Below are 26,558 nucleotides of genomic sequence, written 5' to 3'. Positions count from 1 at the left end.
TTATAACATTTTGAAAACACAGTATGTTCACCCAAGACTTATTTTGGGATCCAGTTCGTTATATCGTCACGAACTTCTCCAGCGGCTAAAACTTCCTTTTGAATCGGCAAATCCGGCTATTAATGAGGCGCCTTTGCAAGATGAAATACCTGAAGCCACCGCACTTAGATTAGCGGAAGAAAAAGCACGTGCTATTGCCGCAATTTATAACGATGCGCTCATCATCGCGGCAGATCAGGTCGCTGTGCTGGAAGGTGTTCAATTGGGTAAACCGCTGAATTATGCTAATGCAGTCAAGCAATTACGTTTAATGCGAGGTAAAGAGGTTATTTTTCATACAGCGCTATGTTTATTAAATAGCCGTAATCATCGGCTACAAAAATGTGTTGTTCCCTATTTTGTTAAATTTCGCGAGATAAGCGATCAGCAAATCGAGCGTTATTTGTCCAAAGAGCAGCCTTATCATTGTGCGGGAAGTGCCAAATCTGAAGGACTCGGAATTGCATTGATCGAACAGATGAAGGGTGATGATCCAAATGCTCTGATTGGATTGCCGCTTATCGCATTAGTGGATATGTTGCTGGCAGAAGGAGTAGAAGTTATTTAATTTTTTCTTTACAGTCAGCAGAAGACCGATTAGCCTAATCATTTATACCTCAAATAAAAGTCATGAGCAGCGATGGAATGCAAGTATGCATAAGCAATTAGTTACGAATTCTGTCATTCTGATTTTTCTTGTGAGTATGCTCACGAATACATTAGGTTGGTCGTTTAATGACAAAGTCTTCGCTCATGAACTGGATCATCACTATCATGCTGCCTTATTTACTGCTGATCCACAGAAGCATCTTGATTTGCATCATGCCCTGGGTGATAGCGGTGAGCTGGATGCGGCAACGCATTTATGTCTTCATGCAGCCGGGCAATATCAGCCTTTTTTTGTGAACGCATCGTTGTCGATATTGGCCTCGGTTGCTGAAACAGAAATTTTGATGGTATTTGTTTCTGACATTATCCCTGAATCTATTCCAGATTCTCCATTTCGTCCTCCTCGAAGCATTTCTGCCACTTTATAGTTGAATCGTTAGGTCACACTTGTAGCAGTACTTTTTTGGCGGTAGTTATACGCATCATTATGCAAGTAAGTATCTCTTGCGGTGTAGATTTAGCTTAATTCAACAATGCTGGTAATGTGCTCATCATTATGAGCACAAGCTATAAGTATTTAATGCTTTTGCAGAGGATGCAATGAAATTTAAATCACAGGGCGCGCTATTATGTTCATGTTTGCTGCATAAGATGCAAATCTTAATACTGCTTCTGATATTTTTTTATTACCCGTTCCGGGCAGAGGCAAATTCTGATTCGCTAGATTTGAATATGAATCAGTCAGCACAGCTGTTACTTCGCAAGGAAGCCAATTTAACCTTGCGCGATGTGTTGGCGCTTATGTTGCAAAACAATCCTGAACTTGCTTCTTTTTCTAAGGAGATACTCGCTTTTGAAGGAACAAAACTTCAGGCCAGCAAGTTCAGAAATCCTGATTTTACAGTTGAGGCAGAAGATGTTAATTCCTCTAACCCGGCGCTGCAGCGTTTTACCACTTTCCGTATTAGTCAGCTGATTGAGCTCGGCGGAAAGCGTCGTGCCCGCATGGATGTTGCTTCACTAGGTCAGGAGCTGGCTGATAAAAGTTATGAAGTAAAAAGACTAGAGCTGATTGCAAGAACAGCCAATACGTTTATCGATGTATTGGCAGGACAAGAGCGGTTGCGGGTGGCAGAGGAAACTTTACAATTGACCCGGAAAGTGGTGGATACAGCTTATAAGCGAGTTGAATCAGGTAAAGCGCCACCTATTGAAGAAACGCGCTCCAGAGTCGCGCTTTCAACGGCAACCATTGAACTCGAACAAGCACGACGGGATCTTGCTTCAGCCAGGACGCAATTGTCACTTTTGTGGGGCAGTGCTATCCCACAATTTGGCGAAGTACTGGGAGATCTTGAAGCAACTGTTTTGATACCAGCATTTGAAGTACTTGAGCATCACATTCTGAATAATCCCTTGGCGCAGCGTGGAGTAAAAAATGTCGAGCATCGTGCAGCATTGATCGAACTTGAAAAGTCGCGGCGTATTCCTGATGTGACGCTGGGAGGTGGGGTAAGGCGTTACTTGATATCGGAAGATACCACTGCTGTGGTGAATTTATCCATACCCATTCCATTATTCGACCGAAATCAGGGTAATCTGCAGGAAGCTTATCAGCGTTTGAACAAGGCTAAGGATGAGCAGATGACAGTAGATTTGCTGCTCAGAACGGAGCTGACGCGTGCTTATCAGTCATTACTGGCAGCGCAGAATGAGATTAAGTTATTGCATGACGAGGTGCTGCCGGGGGCTAGAAGTGCTTTTGAAGTGGCGAATAGAGGTTATGAGTTAGGCAGATTCAGTTTCCTGGAAATGCTAGATGCGCAGCGCGCCTTGTTTCAGAACCGAGTTTTGTACGTGCGCGCGCTTGCTAATTATCAGCGCTTGATCAATGAAATCGAGCGTTTAATTGCAGCGCCACTCGATGGTCTTCTTGGCATGAACAGCACACGCCAATCTGACGGCAACCAGGAATATAAGGAGTAGGCAATGGAGAAAACACGATGGGCGCCCATCATTACTGTCATTATCATCGGCATTATCGTAGGCATAATCATCCTGACGCCGGCAAATCGTCCATCTGATGTGCGTGATGTAGCAAGTGATAAGGAGGCGCCATTTGTCATTGATTCTGCTTTGCAGGAGCGAGGAGGGAGTGATCGGTATCAACCGGCGCAAGGGCCAAGAGGAGGAAAGCTTTTTACGGCAGATGATTTTAGTGTGGAGGTGACTATTTTTGAAAAAGGGGTAGCGCCCCAATTTCGACTTTATCTTTATCATAAAGGCAAATTGATTCCACCCACTGAAGCCAATGTTGGTATTACATTGACGCGGCTTGGCGCACCCGCCCAGTTATTCCGCTTTACGCCCGAAAGCGATTATCTGATTGGCGATCAGGAAGTAGAAGAACCGCATTCTTTTGATCTGGCGATTGTCGCGGAGTGGAATGGCAGCACTTTCCGCTGGGGTTATAGCCAAGTTGAGGCCCGCGTAGAAATGTCAGACGAGACCTTGAAAAGCAGTGGGGTTCAAATTGCTACTGCTATCCCAGCAATCATTAAACCAACGCTCAGATTACCTGGTGAAATCATTTTTAATGAACACACCATCTTGCAGGTTGTGCCGCGCATGCCAGGCATGGTGATTGCGGTTGAGCGCCATCATGGCCAGCATGTGCAGAAAGGCGAGATCCTGGCGATTATCGAGAGTCCCATGCTGGCAGATTTGCGCAGCCAATATCTCATTGCACGCAAGCGATTAGCGCTGGCGCAAACTACCTATGAACGTGAAAAGCAATTATGGGAAGAAAAGATTACTGCCAAGCAGGAATATCTAACGGCACAGCAGCAATGGGATGAAGCCAGTATTGCGCTGGAGCTTGCATCCGAGCGGTTGCTCGCGCTTGGGGTAAGTCCTGAGTCTGCTCATTCGGGAAAAAATCTTTCCCGTTATGAAATTCGTGCGCCGATTCCAGGCATTATCACTGCGAAAGCAATCGTTCTAGGAGAAGCAGTAAAAGAAGATAAAGCGATTTTTACGATTGCCGATGTGTCGACAGTGTGGGCAGCGATCACGGTTTATCCAAAAGATTTGAATGTGGTTAAAGTAGGGCAGCAAGCAGCAATTAAAGCAACTGCATTTGATGTGGAAGGAGAGGGAACCGTCACATACGTAACGACGTTGATTGGTGGGCCAACGCGTGCTGCGACAGCGCGTGTCGAGCTGGATAACCATGATGGGAGATGGCGGCCTGGCATGTTTGTGACTGCCGAACTGGTGGCAGAAGAAATACAAGTGCCCGTGGCTGTGTTGGTAGAAGCAATTCAAACATTTCGTGACTGGTCAGTTGTATTTGGCCGCTATGGCAATTATTTCGAAGCGCGTCCGCTGGAGCTTGGCCGCAGCGATGGCACGATGGTTGAAGTGCTCAAGGGATTGTCTGCCGGGGAAAAATATGCAACCGGCAACAGTTTTGCCATCAAAGCTGAGCTGGGTAAAGCTGGCGCAACCCATGATCACTAGTTTGAGCAGTCATCTAGGCGGAGTGATTAAACATGCTTGAACGAATTTTACATCTCTCCATTCATCATCGCGGCCTGGTCCTGGCAGCAGTGCTGCTGATGGCCACGGTAGGTATTTACAGCTACCAGCAGTTGCCGATTGATGCCGTGCCCGATATTACCAATGTCCAGGTGCAGATTAATACGGTAGCAGCGGGTTATTCGCCGGTTGAGGTGGAGCAGCGCATCACTTTTCCGGTTGAAACCATTATGGCCGGCCTGCCTCATCTTGATTATACGCGCTCACTGTCCCGCTACGGATTGTCTCAAGTGACAGTGATCTTCAAGGATGGAACCGATATCTATTTTGCGCGCCAATTGGTCAGTCAGCGTATTCAGGAAGCTAAAGGCAGGCTGCCGGCAGGAATAGAGCCCGTGATGGGACCTATTTCGACTGGGTTGGGGGAAATTTTCATGTGGACGGTCGATGCCGAGAAAGGCGCCCGCAAAGCGGATGGCGCCGCCTATACAGCCACTGATTTGCGGGAAATCCAGGACTGGATCATCCGGCCCCAGCTACGCATGGTGCAAGGTGTGACCGAAGTGAATTCAATTGGCGGCTACGTCAAGCAGTTTCATGTTACGCCTTATCCCGAAAAGCTGATTGCTTACGGCCTGACGATTCAGGATGTGCTCACCGCTTTGGAGCGTAATAATCTCAATGTCGGTGCCGGCTATATCGAAAAAAGCGGCGAGCAATATCTGGTGCGTTTACCAGGGCAGGTCGCCAATCTTGATGAAATTGGCAATATCACGCTTGGCTCCCGCCAGGGTATCCCGATACGCGTCAAGGACGTGGCGGATATTCTGATCGGTAAGGAATTGCGTACAGGGGCTGCTACCCAAAACGGGCGGGAGGTGGTGCTAGGTACAGTGCATATGCTGATTGGCGAGAATAGCCGCATCGTTTCTGAGGCGGCCGCCAGGAAATTGACTGAAATCAATCGTAACTTGCCAGAAGGCGTTGTAGCCAAGCCTGTTTATGATCGTACTACCTTGGTAGACAAAACGATACACACCGTGGCTACTAATCTGCTAGAAGGTGCAGCACTGGTCATCGTGGTGTTGCTTTTATTTCTGGGAAATCTGCGTGCTGCCTTGATTGCTGCGCTGGTTATTCCACTTTCCATGCTGTTTACCTTTAGTGGAATGGTAACCAATCATGTCAGTGCTAATCTAATGAGCTTGGGGGCGCTTGATTTTGGCATTATCGTGGATGGGGCCATTGTTATCGTCGAGAATAGTATTCGCCGTTTAGCGCATGAGCAGGCCCGGCTGGGACGGGCGCTAACGCTTTCCGAACGCCTTGAGCTGGTGTTTGATGCAACCAAGGAAGCGCGCCGCGTACTGATTTATGGTGAGCTAATTATCATCATTGTTTATCTTCCTATTTTCGCCTTGACGGGGGTGGAAGGCAAAATGTTTCATCCCATGGCTTTTACCGTCGTGACCGCGCTGCTTAGCGCAATGGTTCTTTCCATCACCTTTGTGCCGGCGGCCGTAGCACTTTTCCTTTCCGGCAAAGTGACAGAAAAAGAGAGTCCCATGGTAATCTGGGCCAAGCGTGTTTATCAGCCCATGCTGATCGCAGCGATGCGTAATCATGGCTTGACGGTCACTATTGCTGTGGTTATTGTGATCCTTTCAGGCTTGCTGACAACGCGCATAGGCAGTGAATTTGTCCCCAGTCTGAATGAAGGGGATATTGCGCTGCATGCCATCCGTATCCCTGGTACCAGCCTGACGACAGCAGTTGAAATGCAAAACGAACTGGAAGAGACCATCAAGTCATTTCCTGAAGTAGACAAGGTGTTTTCCAAGATCGGAACCGCCGAAATTGCCACTGATCCCATGCCGCCAAGCGTGGCAGATATTTTCATCATGCTTAAACCGCAAGCAGAATGGAGCGGATCTTATCGCACTAAAGCAGAATTAATTGCCGCAATGGAAGAATTGATTCTGAAAGTACCCGGTAACAACTATGAATTTACCCAGCCAATACAAATGCGTTTTAACGAATTGATATCGGGCGTGCGGGCGGATGTTGCAGTAAAAGTATTCGGTGATGACATGGATACGCTATTCGAGGTGGGCGAGCAGATTGAAGCGTTACTAGGCACTGTGCCGGGCGCATCGGATGTCAGGGTTGAGCAAGTCACGGGCCTGCCCGTGCTTTCCATCCAAATGGATCGGGCAAAGATGGCGCGGTTTGGGTTGAATGTGAGTGACGTGCAGGATGTCGTTGCGATTGCAATGGGCGGGCGCAGCGCTGGGCTTATTTTTGAAGGCGATCGCCGCTTTGATTTGCAAGTGCGGTTGCCTGAACATTTACGAGGTGATATTGAAATACTCAAGCGTCTGCCGATTGGTGTGCCTGTGGTCAATATTGTCGGGATGGAAAGTATGCCTGAAACGGCCGCTACACCTGCATATGTCACGCTGGGTGAAGTGGCTAATTTTCAAATTACTCAGGGACCCAATCAGGTCAGCCGTGAAAATGGCAAGCGGAGAGTAGTTGTGACCGCGAATGTGCGTGGACGTGATCTGGGTTCTTTCGTCAGCGAAGCGCAAACGCTGATTGCTGAAAAAATACGCATCCCCAGTGGTTACTGGCTGACATGGGGCGGACAGTTCGAGCAAATGATTTCCGCTGCGCAGCGCTTACAAATCGTGATTCCAGTCGCACTCGGTTTGATTCTGCTCTTACTCTATACTATGTTTGGCAATTTCCGTGATGGACTATTGATGTTTACGGGCGTGCCCTTTGCATTGACAGGAGGTGTGGTGGCGTTATGGTTACGTGATATCCCGTTGTCCATTTCTGCGGGCGTAGGTTTTATTGCGCTGTCCGGCGTGGCAGTATTGAATGGTCTGGTGATGCTGGCGTTTATTCGTAATTTACGTGAACAGGGGTTGGCCTTGAACGATGCCGTCCAGCAAGGCGCACTTACCCGCTTGCGTCCCGTCTTGATGACCGCGCTGGTGGCTGCAATTGGCTTTGTGCCGATGGCACTTGCCACCGGTACCGGCGCAGAGGTGCAACGGCCACTCGCCACTGTGGTGATTGGCGGTATTCTATCTTCCACGGCGCTGACGTTACTGGTTCTGCCGGTGCTTTATCAATGGATTTATCAGCCAAAAATGACAGATATGGATCCAGTTACCACACAGTTATGATTTGTCGATCAAAAGGAGTTTAATATAATGATAGTTAAGTTAAGCAATTACCTTAAAGTATAAGGAGATAACATGGATAATATTTAGATATCCATACAAATATGAAAGAAAGGGTAATAAACTGTTTCAAAAAATATATCGAGTCAACGCGCACCCTAAATTTAATCAAAGAACTGGAGCATCTCATAAAGTAATTTCTTACTTTCCCAAAATACAAAATAACTGGCGTAGGGCGTAGAGTCGATTGGAGCTTTGTGGAAACCCGGAAAATGTAAGCACAAGATTATGGATTGCTCATAACAAAAACAGCGTGGCAAGCCCCAGAAAAATGAAGAAACCACCGCTATCGGTGACAGCAGTGATCATGACGCTGGAGCCAATGGCTGGGTCGCGACCCAATTTTTTACGTGTCAATGGAATAAGCACTCCCACCAGCGCAGCCAGCAGCAGGTTTAGCACCATGGCCAAAGCCATGACTAGGCCAAGCGAAATATTCTGATAAATGAGATAGGTGAATAAGCCAACGATGCTGCCCCATACTAAGCCATTTACCAGGCCGACACCAATTTCCTTGCCAATCAGTTTGAGAGTGCTGTCGGTACTGACCTGGCCGAGTGCAATCGCGCGAACAATCATGGTGATCGTTTGATTGCCAGAATTGCCGCCGACTCCTGCTACGATCGGCATGAGCGCAGCCAGTGCAACCAGTTTTTCGATGGAATCCTCAAACAAGCCAATGACACGTGAGGCAATGAAAGCCGTCACCAGATTGATGGCAAGCCATGCCCATCGGTTCCTGACACTTTTCCAGATTGGCGCAAACAAATCCTCCTCTTCACTCAAGCCAGCCTGGCTGAGTGCTTCACTTTCGGCTTTTTCCCGGATGAAATCTATGACTGAGTTAACGGTCACTCGTCCAAGTAATTTGCCATCGACATCAACCACTGAGGCAGAAACAAGATCGTAGCGTTCAAAAGCCTGGGTTACTTGTTGTGCTTTGTCATGAGGGTGAAATTTAGCGATTTCTTTGGTCATCGCATCGCTGACCATGACCTCAGGATCGGTGACTAACAGCTGATTCAGCAGCAACACGCCCTTAAGATATTCATTGCGATCAACGACAAACAGCTGATCGGTATGGTCTGGTAATTCACCCAAGCGCCGTAAATAACGCAATACCACCTCAAGTCTGACATTTTCTCGTATCGTAATGACGTCGAAATCCATGAGCGCACCCACGGAGTCTTCTGGGTAGGACATGGCAGCGCGCAGCTGCTCTCGCTCTGCCAGAGGCAGTGCCCGGAATACGTCCTCAATGACTTCGCTGGGTAAATCCGGTGCCAGATCGGCAATTTCATCTGCATCAAGCTGTTCGGCTGCTGCCACCAATTCGCTGCTGCCCATATCAGCAATGAGCGTTTCGCGCACGGCATCGGATACTTCAAGCAGTACCTCTCCATCATTTTCCGCCTTGACCAGACCCCATATGAAGAGGCGATCTTCCAGTGGCAATGTTTCCAGAATATGTGCGATATCAGCTGGGTGAAGCTTTTCGAGCACATTCTGAATGCTCGCCAGATTTTGTTTCTGGATAACGGATTCGACCAGTTCTTGCCGTGGTGAATCTTGCAGACGCACCAATCCTTCTACCAGCCTGTACTTGCGGAGCAAATAAATTATTCGCTCCAGTTTACTTTGCAAGTCTTCATTTTCATGGTGATTATTATCTTCACTCATGGCAGATTATCCAGTAGAAGAAGGGTTGTCATAATAAACAAACAGGAAATCAGCTCCTGTCAGCTGCCAGACAGAGTGATTCAAATATTGTCTTTTTTGTTATATCACAGGAATGAGCGTCTGTTTTTACAGATTTGTTATTCATGAAACAAAAGCAAAAGAAAGGGGGGGATGTTAACCCAGTCTGGCCTATTAAGCCAACTAGCAGAAATAGAAGAATGTGAATAGAAGAGCGTTAACAGTGCAGTGGCAAGGTTGCGATGTGCCAGGTCCGATAAACTTCCAGGAAATCGACTGCTGGATGAGATCTATCTCATGGGATCTGGGCTAAAGGCATGCGGCTGAGTATGATATTGCTTTTCTTCAGTAACTTCTGTGTCTTGCGGTTTCGATCATAATAGCGTGGGTTAGGGATCATTGAGGCAAGAAACGCTGCCTGCCTGGCAGACAAGCCCGAGGCCGATACGCCGAAGTAATGAAGGGCTGCTGCTTCTGCACCAAATACATCATGGCCCCATTCGATCATGTTAAGATAAATTTCCAGTATCCGGCGTTTGGGCATCATGTGCTCGAGCATGATGGTGATGATCATTTCTTCAAATTTACGCCAAACCGTTTTCTGGTCTGACAGGAACAAATTTTTTGCAAGTTGCTGACTGATGGTTGAGCCACCGGCAACCCATTCGCCTTGCTTGATATTTTTCTCAAGCGCATGTTGAATCGCTTGAAAATCGAAACCATTATGCTTCATGAACTGGCTGTCTTCCGCAGCGATGATGGCCCGTTTCAAATGGGGGGAGATATGCTCATAAGCTACCCATTGATGGCGTACTGTAGCGTCAGCATGAAGTTGCCTTAAAGTTTCCAGACGACTCTGCATGAACGCACTGGTACGTGGGTTGTAAGTATTCCAGTAAACAATATGGAGAAGTATCCATGTTAGATAGAGCAGGGCAGCACAGCTAGCGAGCAGCGACAGCCGCCATGGCCAGCGTTTGAGTAATTTTGCCATGTATCTCGTGCGCAATTAGATCATGTGTGCAGTATAAATTGAGTGACTGATACTCTGAGCTTAATGGATGGAGTACTTTTGGTTTGTGATTGGCTATTTTTTCAAAATTTCAATGATTCTCCTCGTTTCAGGTCTGATGCCACGCCATATGAAAAAAGATTCTGCAGCCTGTTCGACCAGCATGCCAACGCCATCTATCAGATTATCCACACCCTGTTGCCGGGCGAATTTTAAGAATGGCGTCAGTTCTTTGCCATACATCATGTCGTAAGCAAGGGATGCTTTGTTAAAAATACCTGTCGGTAAAAAAGGCAGTTCACCATGAAGACTCGCTGATGTGGCATTGATAACGATGTCAAAGTTCTTTCCAGCAATGTCCTGATAATGACCAGATAATATATTGCCGTGTGAAGAGAATTGCTTCTGTAGCACTTGTGCTTTCTCTTTGGTGCGGTTGGCGAGGGCAAGCAGATATGGTTTGCGTTCCAGCAGCGGTAAAATGGCACCACGGGCAGCGCCGCCTGCGCCCATTAATAGAACACTTTTACCGACAATGGTAACACCTTGATTCACCTCGATATCCCGAATCAATCCGGCGCCATCAGTGTTGTCGCCAAGGATGCCATGGTTTTCGTCAAATTTAAGGGTATTGACTGCTTGTGCGGCAGTTGCCCGATCTGTTAGGCGAGTTGAAATTGCATAAGCATCCAGCTTGAACGGGAGAGTGACATTCATTCCCTTGCCTCCACTTTGCTGAAATGTTCTAACTGCCGCCTCGAAACCATCCAGTGGCGCTAGAATAGCCTCATAGTGCATATCCTGCTGGGTTTGCCGGGCAAATTCCATATGGATGATCGGCGATTTGCTATGGCGTATCGGATTACCAATCACAGCATAAAAATCAGGCATAAGATAAGCTCGTTTGTAAAATAGGTTGGAGAATAAAACGCTGGATGGCGGTCAAGTCAATGAGTTGCTGTAATTTAGAGATTATTCGCTGAGCAATTTTTCTGAACGTGCAAATACCCAGGTACGGGTAATGTGCAAAATATCCGTGTCACGACTTATCTCAGGTGGAAAGGGCGCAAAACCGTTTTGTGCCGCTAGTCTGACGATACGTATGGCTGCATCATCGAGAATCTTTGTTCCTGAGGAACGATCGATACCGATGGACTCAAGACTACCATCGGATCGTATGCCAACAGTCAGCTGCAGACTGCCATAAAGCTTCTGCTTTCTGGCTTCTTCCGGATAGTTCAGATTGCCGATACGTTCGACTTTGAGCCGCCAGTCTTCCACATAGCGAGCGAAACGATATTCTTTTGTGCGTGCGCCGATAAACCTGCGCTTGGGCCGCTTCTGATATTCTTCGTATTCTTTGGCAATTTGAGCTTCCAAGCGAGCGATTTCAAGACTGCGTTGTAATAAGTCTGTGCTATCTAAAGGAGACGCAGGTTCGGGCTCAGCAGGTTTGGGCGATGTGGGCCCGTTTTCAGATTGTTCTGGTTGAGGAGCGGGTTGGACAACGCGTGGTTTACTTTTGGCGGCAGTTATAAGTTTCTTGACTTCATCTTCCAGTTGTTTTGTTTTTTGGGTTGCTTGAGCAAGATCAACTAATGGTTTGGTTTGTGGTAATACCGGAAGCGGCGATTTAGCATGCCGGTCATCATCAATGTTACCGCCTCCTTCCAGATTAGTTTGTGCCAATATATTGGTATCGATGGGTTTTTGCTCAGATTTGCTGTTAACCAGAACAACTTCCAGTGATTTCGCGGTATGTTTGGAAGGAGGTTCCGGTAGCTTGAAAGTGACGCCCAAGAGGATGATGGCGTGCAGGAGCAGTGAGATCAGAACTGCGATGTAGAAACGTTTGGGCTGATAAGATGACCAAGGAGGTGGCATCGTAAGGCTGTAATTTAACATCGTAACGCGAGTAACAGATAGCTAAACTTAACCAGATCAAATAAGCGCTTGCTGCGCAATATTCCGATAGTTGGATACATTTAAGATATTCGCTGCAAATTTTAGCGGAGTTTCATTTTCACTTATTCTGAAGGGGGAACAATGGGTGATTGATGAAGTGTATTTCATAATCGAAAAATATATTTTCAAGCTTGTTCCTTATGAAGGAATCGTGCGTTCAAGGTGCATTCAATTAAATCAATTTGGGATATTTCTAGCTTAACAAGTGTGCCCGGTAAAATATCTGGTAATGAGGGTACGCGCACGATCAAAGGGATGCGATCAAGCTTTACCAAATTTTCTTTGATGACTTGCGCGCTGGTTATTTGAATGTTTTCCTGTAGTAGCCAGCGTAGACACCAATAGCGTTCCATGGCGCGCTGGAAATCGCTATATACGCTATAAACCTGTTCGAAATCCCGCATCGATATCAACAATTCATCGCTGTCTTTAGAATAAGGCGGTGCTGTATCCATCAGTAATGCGATCAGCTGCCGCTGGTTGATTAAGTCTACGTAACGGCGCATCGGCGACGTGCTCCAGGCATATTGCGCGACACCTAAGCCTTGATGGGGCGCTGGAGAAAGACTCATTTTTACTTTGCCCCCATTCTGGCTACGATAAATTCCCGCAACGCCAGCATCAGCAAGCTGCTTGCCCCATTCGGTGTTTGCATAAATCATTAATTCAGAGACGACTCTATCGATCGGTGAACCGCGCCGACGTTCCTGAATGGTGATGTGATCTTGCTCGACGACGAAGTTATAATCAATTTTTTCATTGTTGATGTCATTTTCCTTGCCACGCAGTATTTCCATTTTGCGGGAAAAATTCCACAGTAAATACAATTCATGGGCAAAAGAGTAATTTGTGAGATTTTTTCTCAGCGTATCCTCATTGAACTGTTGTTCCAAGGTATCGTGACGCAAGTTGGCGACGATTTTGATTTTTTCTAAGCGGCTTTGGCAAGTTGTAACAGTAAAATCGTCGGCTACATCCAGATAGAGTGAAACTGCCGGACACAATCGTGTCTCGCTGAGAGTATAGAAGTGAATCGTTTTCTCAGGAAGCATGGTAATTTTTCTACCAGGCAAATAGACAGTCGAAAGGCGTTTTGCAGCAGCTTTATCTAAAAGTGAGCCAGGCGTAATACCCAAGGCCGGTACAGCGATATGGATGCCAATACGGAAGCTTCCCAGGGCAAGCGGTGTGACTGAGAAAGCATCGTCAATTTCAGTAGTGGTGGCATCGTCAATACTAAATGCTGCCACGTTAGCTATCGGCAAATTTTCAGGATCGTTAAATACACAATCCGTCTCGTGTAGGTTAAAGGTGGTTCCCTCAGGAAAATGCTCTCGCAGAAATTGATTAAAGTGATAATCGTGTGTAGAGGGTATAGCGCCACATTTTGCTAATAATTTGGGAACGCTGAGCTTGGTTGCAATGCAGACGGAATCAAGCGCTTTCCATTCTATGGTGTTTTTGTTTGGTTTATATAGCAACTCGTCCAATCGTGGTCTGAATTCCTCAGGTAGCACGTAGGTGCTCAACTGCTGCTTATAACGAGCCTGTTGCTCTGCTTCCAGCCGTTTTTTTTCTTGACTGGCAAGTGCTGCTCGTAATGCTTCAGCCGGAGCAGCTTTATAACGCCCTTGTCCTTTTCTGTAGAAATACATGGGGGCGCTGTTCAGCAGGATCATGATTGCCGCCACCTCGACCGGGCTAGGTGAGTGCCCAAAGTAATCGGTGGCTAAAGTATAGCTCGAGAATTCTTCGCTATTTGCGCAATATTCCCAGAGGAAATCAGTATCCAGATTGGCGGCAACTTGCTGTGCCTGATGCATAAATTCGTACAAGGGCGGCGCTTCAAACCGTAATAGCACCGATGAAGCCTTGATTTTAGAGCGCTTGCCGTGCGATGCTTCTACTTGCAAGGAAGTCGTATTGTCAGCAAGAATAGCGCCAACCTTAAAAATACCAGATTCTTCATAAAAAACGTTCACGGAATGATCCTTTCAGACGAGATCGAGGAATTTGACAAGAATCCTTGACGCAAAGATCGCCAGAATTTCATTCATTAATCGAGTTAAATTGATTATACATGCTATCATGTTTAACAATATGATTATTAAATATAATTTTTTATAAATATCAGAGCAATCGCTTTGTTTCTGCGTGCTGTAATAGCAATACAAAACAGAAAAAAGACTAAATCCAGCGCGACTAGTATAAAGATTGAGAGATCAGAAAAAGTACGCACGCACTGCGCCTGCCTTGTTGTGCTGCATGACACGCAATCCTTGTTTTTAGAATGATATGCTCAGATTCAATCCCGTAGTGTTAAATGGCAATTCCTTGCTCATTATAGTTTACTTACCTTGCGCCACTTCGTTTTTCTGCTTACAGCACGAGCGTACACGTACATAAGCATAGATTGATATATTTTTTTTATCATTACTCAAGACAAATGCTTTGCTGTAAAGTTTAGGTTCGGATTATTTTTCTGCTCTATTGCTTTATCTATAATAAATAAGCAAATTGGCTCGAGCTATTCGATTTATTGCTGAGCTAGCGCAAGTCTGGATCAATTCTGCAGTGGAATAAGAAAGTGATATTTTTCATAATATTGCGTATTAGAGTGATTAACTTCACAAAACACTTTTATCGTCAGGAGATGCGCGCTAAAATTCCTGTCCATTCATATGGATACTCTTGTCTGAGCTTGCCCGGGAGTGGAGAGGTGAATTTGGCAATGCTTTGAGTGAGCAATGCAGCTGTATTGGTTGTCAATAGGTATGACTAAACATTTACTGCTTTCTGTCATCTAATGCTGCAAGTAGATGTTGGATTAAAAGCTCAACTGAGTCGTGATGAGAGCATGATGAAAATGGAGGGTCGTGCAATGAGTTGTCTCTTAACTATTTTAAAACAAACCAGATTTTCTATATTTATTTTACTACTGCTGTTTGCTTCGCCTTTAGCGGCTGAGCAGATCGGCAGTGTGTCCACCAAATTCAAGATACTGGGTGCTAATGATAAAATTGTCATTGAAGCATTTGATGATCCGGAGATTGCTGGCGCTACCTGCTATCTCAGCCGGGCAAAAACAGGTGGCATTAGTGGTACGGTAGGAGTCGCTGAGGACACGGCTGATGCGTCCATAGCCTGTCGTCAGGTGGGTCCGATAGAGCTGCCAGAAAATATAAAGAATGGTCAGAGAGATGGCAAGGAGGTATTCAAGAAAAGTACCTCATTACTCTTTAAAACATTGCAGGTGGTACGTTTTTACGACCCAAAACGCAATGTGCTGGTTTATCTGGCCTATAGCGATAGAATCATTGAGGGATCGCCTAAAAACAGTATCTCAACCATTCCGATTATGTCGTGGCGTTAGTCTGATTATTTCGAGCTTAGGTAGGAAGGAGTAATGTATGACAAGTATATTCGTTTCGTTGATGGTGCTTAAACTTTCGCTATAATTACGCTTTTCCGATTTTTAGCCATTTAAAGATCATCTCTCATGCAGCTATTTGCTTTTGGTATCAATCATAATACGGCGCCGCTCAGCATCCGTGAGCAGGTTACATTTTCAGAAGATACAATGGAACATGCCTTGCATGATCTGGTGGGACATCATGCAGTTAAAGAAGCAGCGATCGTTTCAACTTGTAATCGTACCGAAATATACTGTAGCACTGAAAAACCTGATGCGGCTATTCACTGGCTCACAGATTTTCATCGCTTACCTGCACGTGAGTTAGATCCTTTTCTTTATCAATTACCCCGTGAGCAGGCAGTTAAGCATGCTTTCCGGGTTGCCAGTGGACTGGATTCCATGGTGCTGGGCGAACCACAGATACTCGGTCAGATGAAAAACGCGATCAAATCAGCGGAGAATGCAGGTACGCTAGGTTTGTTGCTGCATAAGCTGTTTCAACGTACTTTTTTTGTAGCAAAGGAGGTGCGGACGTCTACTGAAATCGGTGCATGCTCCGTATCAATGGCGGCGGCGGCGGCTCGCCTGGCGGAACGGATATTTGGTGATATCAGTGAACAGAATGTACTGTTTATTGGTGCGGGAGAGATGATCGAGCTTTGTGCCAGCCACTTTGCTGCCAGGCGTCCTAAACGGATTACGGTTGCCAATCGCACGGTTGAACGGGCCGAGGTTTTATCGCGGCGCTTTAATGCGCGACCTATTCCACTCAGTGAATTACCCGAGCAACTAGCCTTGCACGATATTGTGATTACCTGTACCGCGAGCCCACTGCCGATTCTGGGTAAAGGAATGATGGAGCGCGCTATCAAGATCCGCAAACATCGGCCTATTTTTATTGTCGATCTGGCTGTACCCCGGGATGTCGAGCTGGAAGTTGCAGAGCTGGACGATGTTTTTCTTTATTATGTGGATGATCTGGCGGATATCGTTAAGGAGGGACTGGATTCACGTCTCAGTGCGGTGGCGCAAGCTGAGACCATTATTGAATCTAATGTGATCGATTTTATGCGTTGGTTGGCAACGCGTGAAGTGGTTCCGACCATCAGGGCATTACGCGATCAGGCCGACCGGTTTCGCAGGCATGAGCTGGCGCGTGCTCAGAAGCTGTTGGCTAAAGGCGAAGATCCAGAGAAAATACTCGAATTGCTCAGTAATGGGCTGACCAATAAATTTTTACACCTTCCTTCCAGTATACTGAATCATGCCGCCGATGATGAGCGGGATAAGCTGGTCGAGCTGATCAATCGGTTATATCAACTACACTACCCACAATGAATAAAAGTATTACAGACCGGCTCACTCGTTTGAGTGTGCGGCTGGAGGAATTGAATCAGCTATTAAGTAGCGAGAAGATCACGGCTGATCTGGATAATTATCGCAAACTTACGCGCGAGCGTGCCGAGATTGTACCAGTAGTCGAGCTATATCAGGCCCATCATCAGACCGAGCTGGATATTCAAACCGCGCGCGAGATGAGTGCAGATCCTCAAATGCGTGATTTTGCTGATGCTGAAATTGTGACAGGGAAAGAAAAACTTCAGAAAATTGAAACCGAACTACTGAAGCAGTTATTGCCCAAAGATCCTAGTGACGAGCGCAATATTTTTTTAGAGATCCGTGCTGGCACAGGAGGGGATGAATCTGCTTTGTTTGCAGGGAACCTGTTTCGTATGTATACGCGCTTCGCTGAGCGCCAGCGCTGGCAAGTCGAGATCATTTCGCAAAGCCCGTCTGATGTAGGTGGATACAAGGAAATCATCGCCAGGATTATCGGCTATGGTGCTTATTCCCGGCTCAAGTTTGAATCGGGTGGCCATCGCGTGCAACGGGTGCCTGTGACAGAAACCCAGGGAAGAGTACATACTTCGACCTGTACCGTGGCAGTTATTCCAGAGGCAGATGAAATTACCGGGGTTGAGCTGAATCCTGCTGATTTGAGAATCGATACGTTCCGAGCATCCGGTGCAGGTGGCCAGCATATCAATAAAACGGATTCGGCTGTACGCATTACCCATTTGCCAACAGGCATCGTGGTCGAATGCCAGGAGGGCCGTTCTCAACATAAGAACAAGGCACAAGCAATGAGCGTATTGGCTGCCCGGATTCTTGATAAGCAAATGCGTGAGCAGCAGGCAGAACAAGCGGCAACACGCAAATCACTGGTGGGAACCGGAGAGCGCTCGGAGCGGATCCGCACCTATAACTTTCCACAAGGACGGGTAACAGATCACCGTATCAATCTCACGCTGTACAAGATGGATCAAATCATGGATGGAGATATCGATGAGCTTTGTTCGGCACTAATGGCAGAACATCAAGCAGAACAACTCGCATCCTTGATGGAAAAGTGACGAATAGAAGGGAATAACCGCTTCATAGTGGTTGTGCAATATGCAGCTTACCATTGCACGTGCACTGCAAGGCGCGCGTTGTCAGATAGATGACATAGAGGCGCGTTTGCTGCTGCAGTATGTGCTAAATATAAATACCGTCTTTCTTACTGCTTACTCAGACTTTGTACTGAATCACGAGCAAGCTGATTCTTTCCAGTTACTGGTCGCAAGGCGGATTGCAGGGGAGCCGATCGCCTATCTTATCGGTGAACGCGAATTCTATGATTTGACGTTTAAAGTCACGCCTGCCGTGCTGATTCCGCGACCGGAAACAGAATTACTGGTAGAGCTTGCCTTATCACGCATTCCAGTGAATCAAGCGTGCAACATTCTCGATTTGGGTACTGGAAGTGGCGCAATCGCGCTCACGATCGCGAAGCACCGGCCGCTTGCGCATGTTACCGCAGTCGATCTCTCACCAGATGCCTTGGCAGTCGCCCGGTTGAATGCAGAAAAACTGAAGGTAGATAATGTACGGATGCTTGCAGGAAGCTGGTTCGATGGACTTGATCAGGAAAAATTCGATCTGATCGTTTCCAATCCCCCTTATGTGGCCGATGGAGATCCGCATCTGGAGCAGGGTGATTTACGCTTTGAGCCGCGTCTGGCGTTGACAGCAGTTGGTGATGGCTTGGCATGTATCCGCCAGATCATCGCAAACGCTCCCCAATTTCTTGTGTCAGGAGGTGAGTTGTTGCTGGAGCATGGTTACGATCAAGCCGCTATTTGCCAGCAATTGCTGGCAGAATCCAATTTCATTAACATTTTTTCTCACCTAGATTTGGCGGGAATATTACGCGTGAGCGGTGGGCAACATTATGATCGTCCGCTAGCAACAAGCTAACTGCTGCTAGCAACAAGCTAGCTGCTAGAATATGACTAAGGAGTGTCTTTCCGAGACCACTGACTCTATCGTGAGATACCGCAATAATTCCTGATAAGAAAGAGAACCATAGTGTTGCTTCGTTATCCAATAACAGAACTAACTTTCAAGATAATCATTTAAGGAGGATATTAAGACGTGAACGTAAATGAACTGATTGAGCAACAAGTCAATTCCCATTCGGTAGTGCTATACATGAAAGGTACACCCGAGTTTCCGCAATGCGGGTTTTCTGCCAATGCCGTTAAGATACTCAATGCATGTGGTGTTCAAGACTTTTTCACGGTTGATGTGCTGGCTGAGCCGGAAATTCGTCAGGGAATCAAAGAGTATTCTAATTGGCCGACTATTCCACAGCTTTATGTGAACGGTGAATTTATCGGTGGCTCAGATATCATGACTGACATGTATCAAAGTGGAGAACTGCAGAAATTATTAGAGAAATAAGAATGCAGATAATGGTCAGTTACCCCCAGCGATTAAGAGGGGGGCTAACTGATTGCGCTGGCAATGACCCAGTAGCGTGTAAATTTCCCTGCAGCAATGAAGATAACAGCTCCAAGCCAATGGATGCGTAGCCAGCCTGCAGCGACACACAGTACATCACCGATCAAGGGTAACCAAGAAAGAAAGAGTATCGGCGCGCCATGACGGCGCGTCCACTCCAGTCCACGGGATTTACTGCCGATTTTGCTATGCATTGCTTTTTCATCTGGCAAAAGACGACCTATCACATAAGAACTCAACCCTCCTAGCGTGTTGCCGACTGTTGCCACGCCTAAGGCCGCTGCATACAGCTCAGGATAAGTCATGAGCACACCGACAAGCACCGCCTCCGAACCGCCGGGAAGCAGAGTAGCAGCCAGGAAACTACTGGTAAACAACGCCAGCAGACTTGATTGTTCATCCATGATAATGCTGAAGATTGAATAATGACTTGCTTATGCTCCCTAGTTTACCAGAGAGCATAATAAAGTTGCTTATAAATAAAGTTATTTGAAGATTGATTCGTAGGTTTCCAAACCATTAATTCTAGTAGAGGCAAATTATAATGCCTAACGCAAAGTGACTGCTCGCTCATTTCGATGATTGAAGAGGAATGAGTCGCAACATTGTTATTTCTGCAGAACGACTCAGAAGCTTGTTCAATCAATACTCGTTTTCAGCTATTGATTCATGTCGAGTGTAAGCCCCAGCGGGTTGTCAGTTGCGGCATGTTTTTCCCTCTGCATATGGCAGCCGCTGATGAAGATCAAACAGCGAACCTATCGCGCAGGATGCGTGCGGCATTGACCATTTTTTCCAATGCGGCTTGTGTTTCCGGCCAGCCTCGTGTTTTCAGGCCGCAGTCTGGATTGATCCATAATTGCTGGGGTTGGATGTGGCGCAGCGCTTTTTCCAGCAATACCAGCATCTCATTGGTGTCCGGGACACGTGGAGAGTGAATGTCATACACACCCGGTCCGATTTCATTGGGATAAGCAAACTGTACGAATGCATCCAGCAATTCCATGCGTGAACGCGAGGTTTCAATGGTAATGACGTCCGCGTCCATTTCGGCAATTGCCGGCAAGATGTCGTTAAATTCCGAGTAACACATATGAGTATGAATCTGAGTTTCATCTTTTACGCCAGAACTCGCAATGCGAAATGCCTTTACCGCCCATTGCAGGTATTCAGCCCAAGCTGATTTTTTCAGCGGAAGCCCCTCGCGGAAAGCAGGCTCATCGATCTGAATCATGCTAATTCCTGCCTGCTCCAAATCTTTTACTTCATCGCGGATGGCAAGGGCTAGCTGCAATGCAGTCTCTGCATAAGGTTGGTCATCGCGCACGAATGACCACATCAGCATGGTGACGGGACCGGTCAGCATGCCTTTGACCGGTTTGCTGGTCAGGCTTTGGGCATAACCGATCCAGTTGACTGTCATCGCTTCTGGGCGGTAAATATCACCATAGAGGATGGGTGGTTTGACACAACGTGAACCGTAGCTTTGTACCCAGCCATGTTCGGTAAAAACGTATCCCCATAGCTGTTCTCCGAAATACTCGACCATATCGTTGCGCTCGGCTTCGCCATGCACCAGCACGTCGAGGCCGATTTCTTCCTGTTGCTTGATGACATTCTGAATTTCAGCACGCATCGCTTTGAGATAGTCCAAATGGTTGAGCTGTCCTTTTCTGAAAGCGGCTCGCGCTTTGCGAATCTCGGTTGTTTGCGGAAACGAGCCAATGGTGGTGGTTGGCAGTAGTGGTAATTGAAAATGCTGCCGTTGCAAAGACTGCCGCTGCGCAAACGGATGGTTACGCTGGCAATCGCGCTGGGTTAGTCTGCGCAATCGCTCTTGCACGACCGGATTATGTATGCGGCTAGACTGCTGCCTTGACTGCCTGGCATGAGCAGCTTCTTCCAATGCTGCTTGGATGGAGGCTTCTCCCTGGTTCAGGCCACGCCCAAGCAATGCAACTTCGTTGAGTTTTTGTACCGAGAAAGCTAGCCAGTTTCTGATTTCATCATCCAACCGGGTTTCCAGCTCAAGATCGACGGGGCAGTGCAATAACGAGCAGCTTGGTGCGATCCACAATCGTTCTCCTAAAATAGCTTGTGCTTGGGTCAAGGTTGCCAATGCCTGGGAGAGATCGGCGCGCCATACGTTGCGTCCATCGATGATGCCGAGTGACAGCACTTTATCAACGGGGTAATCGGTCAGAAAGGCGTTGAGCTGATCGGGTGCGCGGCATAGATCGAGATGCAAGCCAGCAACAGGCAAGGCTTTGAGCTTTGCCGCATGGTTATCGACGGCATCAAAATAGGTTGTCAGCAGCACGCGTGGGCCACTTCCTTGCAGCGTTGTGTAAGCCTCGCTCAACTTCTCTAACCAGATTTCCGTCGGATCATATGCCAAAAATGGCTCATCCATTTGTACCCATTGCACGCCAAGCGATGCGACTCTAGTCAGAATTTCTTGATAAACAGGCAGCAAGCGGGGTAGTAAATCCAAGCGGTTAAAATCTGCGTCGGTTTCCTTGCCCAGAAATAAGTAGGTCAATGGTCCAATCAGCACCACCTTGGGTGTAATTCCCAGTGTCTGGGCTTCGGCGATTTCGTCAAACAACTGCTCTGAAGTTATCTGAAATTGGCTGCGTTTGTTGAACTCCGGCACAATGTAGTGGTAGTTGGTATTAAACCACTTGGTCATTTCCATTGCGGGCTGATGCGATGCACCGCGTGCCATGGCAAAATACGTATCGAGTATGGTTTCATTTTGATTTGAATGGAAACGCTCGGGTATTGCGCCAAGCAGTGCGGTCATGTTGAGCACATGATCGTACAGTGCAAAATCGCCGACGGGAATCAGATCAATGCCGATTTCCTTTTGCGCAAGCCAGTGATGTTCGCGAATGGCTTTTGCCTGATGTTGTAACTGTTTTACATCGATGTCTTGGCGCCAATATGCTTCCAGTGCCTGTTTTAGCTCCCGGCGTGCGCCTATCCGCGGGAACCCCAGATTATGTGTCAAAGCCATGATTGCTATTCGTTTTATTGTATTGAGAGAGCAATCATTGTGTGGCATGCTAAACTATGAATCAAATGAAAGTTTTTTCAATAATTATGAAAATAATTAATATATGCTTGAGTTACGTCATCTCCGAACTTTGACCGCACTCCAGGAAACGGGTAGCGTATCGCTCGCCGCCAAGCGCGTGCACCTTACCCAATCGGCGCTTTCCCATCAGATCAAAGCATTGCAGGATTATTATCAATTGCCGTTGATACAACGGCAGGGGCATGCCATTCAACTGACTGAGGCGGGAAGACGCCTTGTCCTGCTAGCAGAAAAGGTTATCCTGGAGGTGCAGGCAGCTGAGCGTGATCTCGCCCGATTCTCGCAACGCATGGCAGGCAATTTGCGCATCGCCCTTGAATGTCATACCTGTTTCGACTGGCTGATGCCGATTATGGACATTTTTCGTGAACATTGGCCGGAAGTGGAGCTGGATCTGGTTTCCGGATTTCACGCTGATCCGATCAACCTGCTCAAACAGGGCGAAGCGGATATCGTTATTGGATCAGAAAACAAACCGCAGCGGGATATCGTGCATCACCCTTTGTTTCGTTTCGAGATTCTGGCAGTGCTCGCGCCCGGGCATGAGTTCGCGAAAAAACGCTTTCTGGAGGCAGCCGATTTTGCTAATGCGACCCTGATCACTTACCCTGTCCCCGAAGAGCGTATCGATTTGATCAGCAAGGTACTGATGCCAGCGGGCATAGTATGGCAACGGCGGACAGCCGAGCTGACTGTTGCCATTTTGCAGTTGGTGGCGAGCCGCCGTGGCATCGCGGCGTTGCCCAATTGGGGAATCAAGAGTTACGTCGATCATGATTATGTCATCGCCCGGCACATCAGTGCCAATGGTTTGTGGAGCGATTTGTTCGTGTCGACACGTAAAGAAACTGCATCTCTCCCGTATTTACAGGATTTTCTGACAACGAGCCGGGATCAATGCTTTGCTACGTTAGATGGAATTGTTCCGCTTAAATGAAGGCAACAAGGATGGATGGTGACGGATGTGGATGGATAAAATGATTTATCCATCCCTCTGTATTTAATTAATGCACAGTGACAGCGGCTTCTTGATCGCAGATCAGGTTGGCGCAATAGGTTTCATGAATGCCATCCAGGAATTTCCACAATGCGTCGCAGGCCCGCTCCGTAGCTGCCAGTACTTGAGCCTGTTTTTCTGGCGTATCAGCAAATCGTTCGATGATCGCCCATTCTGCTTGTGAATGATAGATATCTGCTTTCTGGTGCACCGAGAAGAATTCGTAATCTTTTGGATTGCTCATACCATAGAATTTGGCCAGTCCATCAATTTTGACTGCAGCGATATCAGGGACTTGTGACTCAAATGCGTGTAGCGCGGCGAGACCGGCATAGAAAGGTTGATTCAGGCAGATATCCCGGAATGTCGACACCAGATTTTCTGTTTCAGGCAGGGCAGGAGCATTGGCCAGGCTTTTGTCGTCTGCGCCCAAGGCAAATGCAAACGCTTTCCATAAAGCTGGATGATTGCCGTCGCCATGTTCTTCGTCGATCAGGTTTTTGAGTACTTCCTGGCGTACACTGATATCACCACTATTTGATTCGGTATGAATGTGCGGTGTGTTGAAATGCACGGCGCTCAGATAAGTCGGCTCAGCCAGTACGTTATAGAAATATTGTTCTGCGTAGTGACGCAACTGCTCTTTGGTCAGTTTGCCTTCAGTCCACGCGATGTAAAAGGGATGTTTCAATAAGTGTTTGTTGCTAATAATAGAATTGATTTTGTGTTTAAAAATTGTATTCGCTGTCATGGTTGTTCCTTTTCTTTTAATCAGTGATGGATGAAGAAATACCAGGCACAATCATCGCTAAATAACCGAGCTAAGTCAATTCAAACGAAACTTTTGCTGTCAGTGGTACTGCGCCAATCTCAACTTGATGTCCCTAACGGTGAAACGATCTGTTAGTGCACTGATCTGGTGCGATCTGCTTGCCAGGCTAGTCTTCGACCAGTACAGCAAAGCGCTGTGCCAGATAGTCAATCAGGGTTCGTACTGACTGCAACAAGCTGCGGCGCGAGGAAAATACGGCGTGAATAATAGCGATTTCGTTAAGATCATGCACTGAGGATTCGTTGTTCCTGAAATAGAGCGATGATGGTTATTTTATAAGCGGTGTAAGCGTTTCTTGCCAAGAGTAACGCCTGGAAAATGTTGCAGTGCCTGTTATTTTTGCAAGGCGTTAAGTATGCCGCGTAATATGTTGACTTCTTCCTTTTCCAATTGAGTGCGGGCAAACATGCGGCGTATGCGCTGCATCAGGCGCTTAGGCTGGTTGGGATCAAGAAATTCACTCGCAATCATAGCTTGTTCCAGATGCCGGTAAAACAGCTCGATCTCATCGAAGCTGGCCAACTGATATGCTGATTGCCGTGAGGGCAGGGGAGTTGTTTCGGTAAATGCCATGCGCAACTCGTAGGCCATGATTTGTACGGCAGCGGCCAGATTGAGCGAAGAATAAGCGGGATTGGCCGGAATATGCACCGTCAGTTGACACTTGCTGATTTCAGTTGTGGTCAGACCAGAGCTTTCCCTGCCAAAAACCAGCGCTACTGGCGACTGTGCTGCATGCACCAGGAGTTCCCTGGCAGCTTGCCTGGCATCGAGCGTCTGGTGGGAGAGATCGCGCGTGCGGGCGGTCATCGCTACCGCCAGCACGCTCTCATGCAACGCTTCTTCCAGGCTGGTCACTATACACGCCTGCTCGAGAATGTCGCGCGCATTGCTGGCGCGTACATCCGCCTCATTGTCCGGAAAGGATTTAGGATTGACCAAGTACAGCGCGCTTAATCCCATCGTTTTCATTGCTCTTGCAGTACCACCGATATTGCCGGCGTGGCTGGTGTGACTTAGTACGATACGGACATTATCGAGCGGAGAGGGGCGATTCATATTAAAATTACGCTTCTTTCAATTCTTTATCTTTCTTGGTTTTAAAAATAAAATGCATCCAATGCTTACCATCGCGGTAAAAGCCGCGCGCCGTGCTGGCAGTATTATCAATCAGGCCTCACGAAATCTCGATATTTTGACAGTTTCGCGCAAATCACACAGCGATTTCGTCAGTGAAGTAGATGGTGCGGCTGAAGAAGCCATCATCAAAGTATTGCTGGATGCTTATCCTACCCATTCGATTTTAGCAGAAGAAAGCGGTGATCGCGGAGACGCGAAAAAGTCGGAATACCAGTGGATTATTGATCCACTGGATGGCACCACCAATTTCCTGCATGGTTTTCCTAAATATTCAGTATCGATTGCGTTATTGCATCGAGGTATCCTGTCGCAGGCAGTGGTGTATGATCCGGTCAGCAATGAATTGTTTACCGCCAGCCGTGGCCGTGGCGCCTATCTCAACGATCAACGCATCCGCGTCAGCAAACGCGCTCTGCTGGCTGATTCGCTGATCGGCACAGGTATTCCGTTCCGTGATCTTTCCTTCCTGGAACCTTATCTGGCCATGTTCAAAGATATCATCCCCAAAACGGCTGGCATCCGCCGTCCTGGTTCTGCTGCACTCGATCTGGCATATGTCGCCGCCGGGCGCTATGACGGTTTCTGGGAGATCGGTTTGTCTCCCTGGGATATCGCCGCAGGTTGCCTGCTTATTCTCGAAGCAGGCGGCATGGTCAGCGATCTGGAAGGCAACGAAAATTACTTGAAGAGCGGGCAAATTGTCGCAGGCAATCCCAAGATTTTCGTGCAACTGCTGCAAATTATCGCGCCGCACTTAACGCCTCAGCTGGTCGCAGCTAACCGCTAATCCACTGCATCATAGCAGTGAAAAGAAGCAAGAGAGTTGAGCCATGAACAAAAAGCAGCTCTCTGAACGCAATATTTGCACCAAATTCATCACCCCTACCTTGCAACAGGCAGGATGGGATGTCGCGAGCCAGGTGCGGGAAGAATTTCTGCTGACCAAGGGGCGCATCATCGTGCATGGTCGGTTGCCGCTGCAAAGTTTTGTCTGTTCGTAAGAAGGAAGGACTTACCATTGCGCAGGCGGCAGCGCATTTTTGCGTGGGAATTGCCAGCGTGACGCGCTGGGTGAAGAATCCCAATCCCAAGCAGACCCGTAACAAACCGG

At 47.4% G+C, this 26,558-nt stretch carries 23 protein-coding genes; 13 read left to right on the top strand and 10 right to left on the bottom strand.

Annotation, left to right across the window (positions count from 1 at the left end; genetic code table 11):
- Window positions 1-10 precede the first annotated feature (10 nt).
- The 5 genes from J5I83_RS01420 to J5I83_RS01400 all read left to right on the top strand — a co-directional run bounded on the left by J5I83_RS01420 (window position 11) and on the right by J5I83_RS01400 (window position 7,385).
- Entirely contained in the window at window positions 11-607 is a 597-nt protein-coding gene (locus J5I83_RS01420; protein ID WP_304052699.1) for a Maf family nucleotide pyrophosphatase, read from the top strand.
- 136 nt (window positions 608-743) lie between these two features.
- Window positions 744-1,076 carry a hypothetical protein gene (locus J5I83_RS01415; RefSeq protein WP_304052698.1) on the top strand — a complete coding sequence of 111 codons (333 nt, stop codon included), beginning with the start codon at window positions 744-746 and terminating at the stop codon, window positions 1,074-1,076.
- A gap of 304 nt (window positions 1,077-1,380) precedes the next feature.
- Complete coding sequence (locus tag J5I83_RS01410; RefSeq protein WP_304052697.1) at window positions 1,381-2,634, top strand: TolC family protein; 1,254 nt, start codon at window positions 1,381-1,383, stop codon at window positions 2,632-2,634.
- A gap of 3 nt (window positions 2,635-2,637) precedes the next feature.
- Window positions 2,638-4,170 carry an efflux RND transporter periplasmic adaptor subunit gene (locus J5I83_RS01405; RefSeq protein ID WP_304052696.1) on the top strand — a complete coding sequence of 511 codons (1,533 nt, stop codon included), beginning with the start codon at window positions 2,638-2,640 and terminating at the stop codon, window positions 4,168-4,170.
- Between the two features lie 32 nt (window positions 4,171-4,202).
- Window positions 4,203-7,385: a CusA/CzcA family heavy metal efflux RND transporter gene (locus J5I83_RS01400; protein WP_304052694.1), complete on the top strand. Its 3,183-nt coding sequence runs from the start codon at window positions 4,203-4,205 to the stop codon at window positions 7,383-7,385.
- A 294-nt stretch (window positions 7,386-7,679) separates the two neighbouring features.
- Here the strand turns inward: J5I83_RS01400 and mgtE are convergent, their stop codons facing one another.
- The 5 genes from mgtE to J5I83_RS01375 form a co-directional block, all read right to left on the bottom strand.
- Complete coding sequence (mgtE, locus tag J5I83_RS01395; protein ID WP_304052692.1) at window positions 7,680-9,122, bottom strand: magnesium transporter; 1,443 nt, start codon at window positions 9,120-9,122, stop codon at window positions 7,680-7,682.
- A 313-nt stretch (window positions 9,123-9,435) separates the two neighbouring features.
- Window positions 9,436-10,134, bottom strand: coding sequence for a monofunctional biosynthetic peptidoglycan transglycosylase (mtgA, locus tag J5I83_RS01390; protein ID WP_304052691.1), 699 nt, complete (start codon window positions 10,132-10,134; stop codon window positions 9,436-9,438).
- 93 nt (window positions 10,135-10,227) lie between these two features.
- Window positions 10,228-11,043, bottom strand: a complete 816-nt coding sequence (aroE, locus tag J5I83_RS01385; RefSeq protein ID WP_304052690.1) for a shikimate dehydrogenase — start codon at window positions 11,041-11,043, stop codon at window positions 10,228-10,230.
- A gap of 81 nt (window positions 11,044-11,124) precedes the next feature.
- A complete protein-coding gene (locus tag J5I83_RS01380; protein WP_304052771.1) occupies window positions 11,125-12,036 on the bottom strand; it encodes a TonB family protein in 912 nt (303 codons plus the stop codon).
- Between the two features lie 206 nt (window positions 12,037-12,242).
- Window positions 12,243-14,099: a ribonuclease catalytic domain-containing protein gene (locus tag J5I83_RS01375; protein WP_304052689.1), complete on the bottom strand. Its 1,857-nt coding sequence runs from the start codon at window positions 14,097-14,099 to the stop codon at window positions 12,243-12,245.
- Between the two features lie 899 nt (window positions 14,100-14,998).
- Here J5I83_RS01375 and J5I83_RS01370 point away from each other — a divergent pair.
- The 5 genes from J5I83_RS01370 to grxD all read left to right on the top strand — a co-directional run bounded on the left by J5I83_RS01370 (window position 14,999) and on the right by grxD (window position 19,318).
- Window positions 14,999-15,490 carry a CreA family protein gene (locus J5I83_RS01370; protein WP_304052687.1) on the top strand — a complete coding sequence of 164 codons (492 nt, stop codon included), beginning with the start codon at window positions 14,999-15,001 and terminating at the stop codon, window positions 15,488-15,490.
- Window positions 15,491-15,616: 126 nt separating this feature from the next.
- The gene (hemA, locus tag J5I83_RS01365; protein WP_304052685.1) at window positions 15,617-16,870 is read left to right on the top strand and encodes a glutamyl-tRNA reductase; all 1,254 of its coding nucleotides are present in this window, start codon (window positions 15,617-15,619) and stop codon (window positions 16,868-16,870) included.
- On the top strand, window positions 16,867-17,946 hold the full coding sequence (gene prfA, locus J5I83_RS01360) for a peptide chain release factor 1 (RefSeq protein WP_304052683.1): 1,080 nt from the start codon (window positions 16,867-16,869) through the stop codon (window positions 17,944-17,946). Before hemA ends, prfA begins: the two co-directional genes overlap by 4 nt.
- A gap of 40 nt (window positions 17,947-17,986) precedes the next feature.
- A complete protein-coding gene (prmC, locus tag J5I83_RS01355; protein ID WP_304052681.1) occupies window positions 17,987-18,832 on the top strand; it encodes a peptide chain release factor N(5)-glutamine methyltransferase in 846 nt (281 codons plus the stop codon).
- 177 nt (window positions 18,833-19,009) lie between these two features.
- Window positions 19,010-19,318 carry a Grx4 family monothiol glutaredoxin gene (gene grxD / locus J5I83_RS01350; RefSeq protein WP_304052679.1) on the top strand — a complete coding sequence of 103 codons (309 nt, stop codon included), beginning with the start codon at window positions 19,010-19,012 and terminating at the stop codon, window positions 19,316-19,318.
- Between the two features lie 44 nt (window positions 19,319-19,362).
- On the opposite strand, the gene J5I83_RS01345 is transcribed toward grxD, so the two are convergent.
- Both J5I83_RS01345 and metE read right to left on the bottom strand, forming a co-directional pair.
- The gene (locus J5I83_RS01345; RefSeq protein WP_304052677.1) at window positions 19,363-19,782 is read right to left on the bottom strand and encodes a YqaA family protein; all 420 of its coding nucleotides are present in this window, start codon (window positions 19,780-19,782) and stop codon (window positions 19,363-19,365) included.
- 341 nt (window positions 19,783-20,123) lie between these two features.
- Window positions 20,124-22,397, bottom strand: coding sequence for a 5-methyltetrahydropteroyltriglutamate--homocysteine S-methyltransferase (gene metE / locus J5I83_RS01340; RefSeq protein ID WP_304052770.1), 2,274 nt, complete (start codon window positions 22,395-22,397; stop codon window positions 20,124-20,126).
- A 103-nt stretch (window positions 22,398-22,500) separates the two neighbouring features.
- On the opposite strand from metE, the gene J5I83_RS01335 reads away from it, so the two are divergent.
- Window positions 22,501-23,415 carry a LysR family transcriptional regulator gene (locus tag J5I83_RS01335; RefSeq protein ID WP_304052675.1) on the top strand — a complete coding sequence of 305 codons (915 nt, stop codon included), beginning with the start codon at window positions 22,501-22,503 and terminating at the stop codon, window positions 23,413-23,415.
- A 67-nt stretch (window positions 23,416-23,482) separates the two neighbouring features.
- On the opposite strand, the gene J5I83_RS01330 is transcribed toward J5I83_RS01335, so the two are convergent.
- From J5I83_RS01330 to J5I83_RS01320, 3 genes are all read right to left on the bottom strand, one after another.
- Window positions 23,483-24,226, bottom strand: a complete 744-nt coding sequence (locus J5I83_RS01330; RefSeq protein ID WP_304052673.1) for a CADD family putative folate metabolism protein — start codon at window positions 24,224-24,226, stop codon at window positions 23,483-23,485.
- Window positions 24,227-24,413: 187 nt separating this feature from the next.
- Window positions 24,414-24,539, bottom strand: coding sequence for a hypothetical protein (locus J5I83_RS01325; RefSeq protein WP_304052671.1), 126 nt, complete (start codon window positions 24,537-24,539; stop codon window positions 24,414-24,416).
- A 101-nt stretch (window positions 24,540-24,640) separates the two neighbouring features.
- Entirely contained in the window at window positions 24,641-25,366 is a 726-nt protein-coding gene (locus J5I83_RS01320; RefSeq protein WP_304052669.1) for an RNA methyltransferase, read from the bottom strand.
- A 52-nt stretch (window positions 25,367-25,418) separates the two neighbouring features.
- Here J5I83_RS01320 and J5I83_RS01315 point away from each other — a divergent pair, with 52 nt between their 5' ends.
- Window positions 25,419-26,234, top strand: coding sequence for an inositol monophosphatase family protein (locus J5I83_RS01315; RefSeq protein WP_304052667.1), 816 nt, complete (start codon window positions 25,419-25,421; stop codon window positions 26,232-26,234).
- A 43-nt stretch (window positions 26,235-26,277) separates the two neighbouring features.
- Window positions 26,278-26,448, top strand: a complete 171-nt coding sequence (locus J5I83_RS01310) for a hypothetical protein (protein WP_304052666.1) — start codon at window positions 26,278-26,280, stop codon at window positions 26,446-26,448.
- The last annotated feature ends 110 nt before the right edge of the window (window positions 26,449-26,558 follow it).

This window comes from Nitrosomonas communis (assembly GCF_024102715.1).
In the GTDB taxonomy this organism is placed as follows: domain Bacteria; phylum Pseudomonadota; class Gammaproteobacteria; order Burkholderiales; family Nitrosomonadaceae; genus Nitrosomonas; species Nitrosomonas communis_B.
This window is presented reverse-complemented; position numbering and strand designations above follow the sequence as displayed.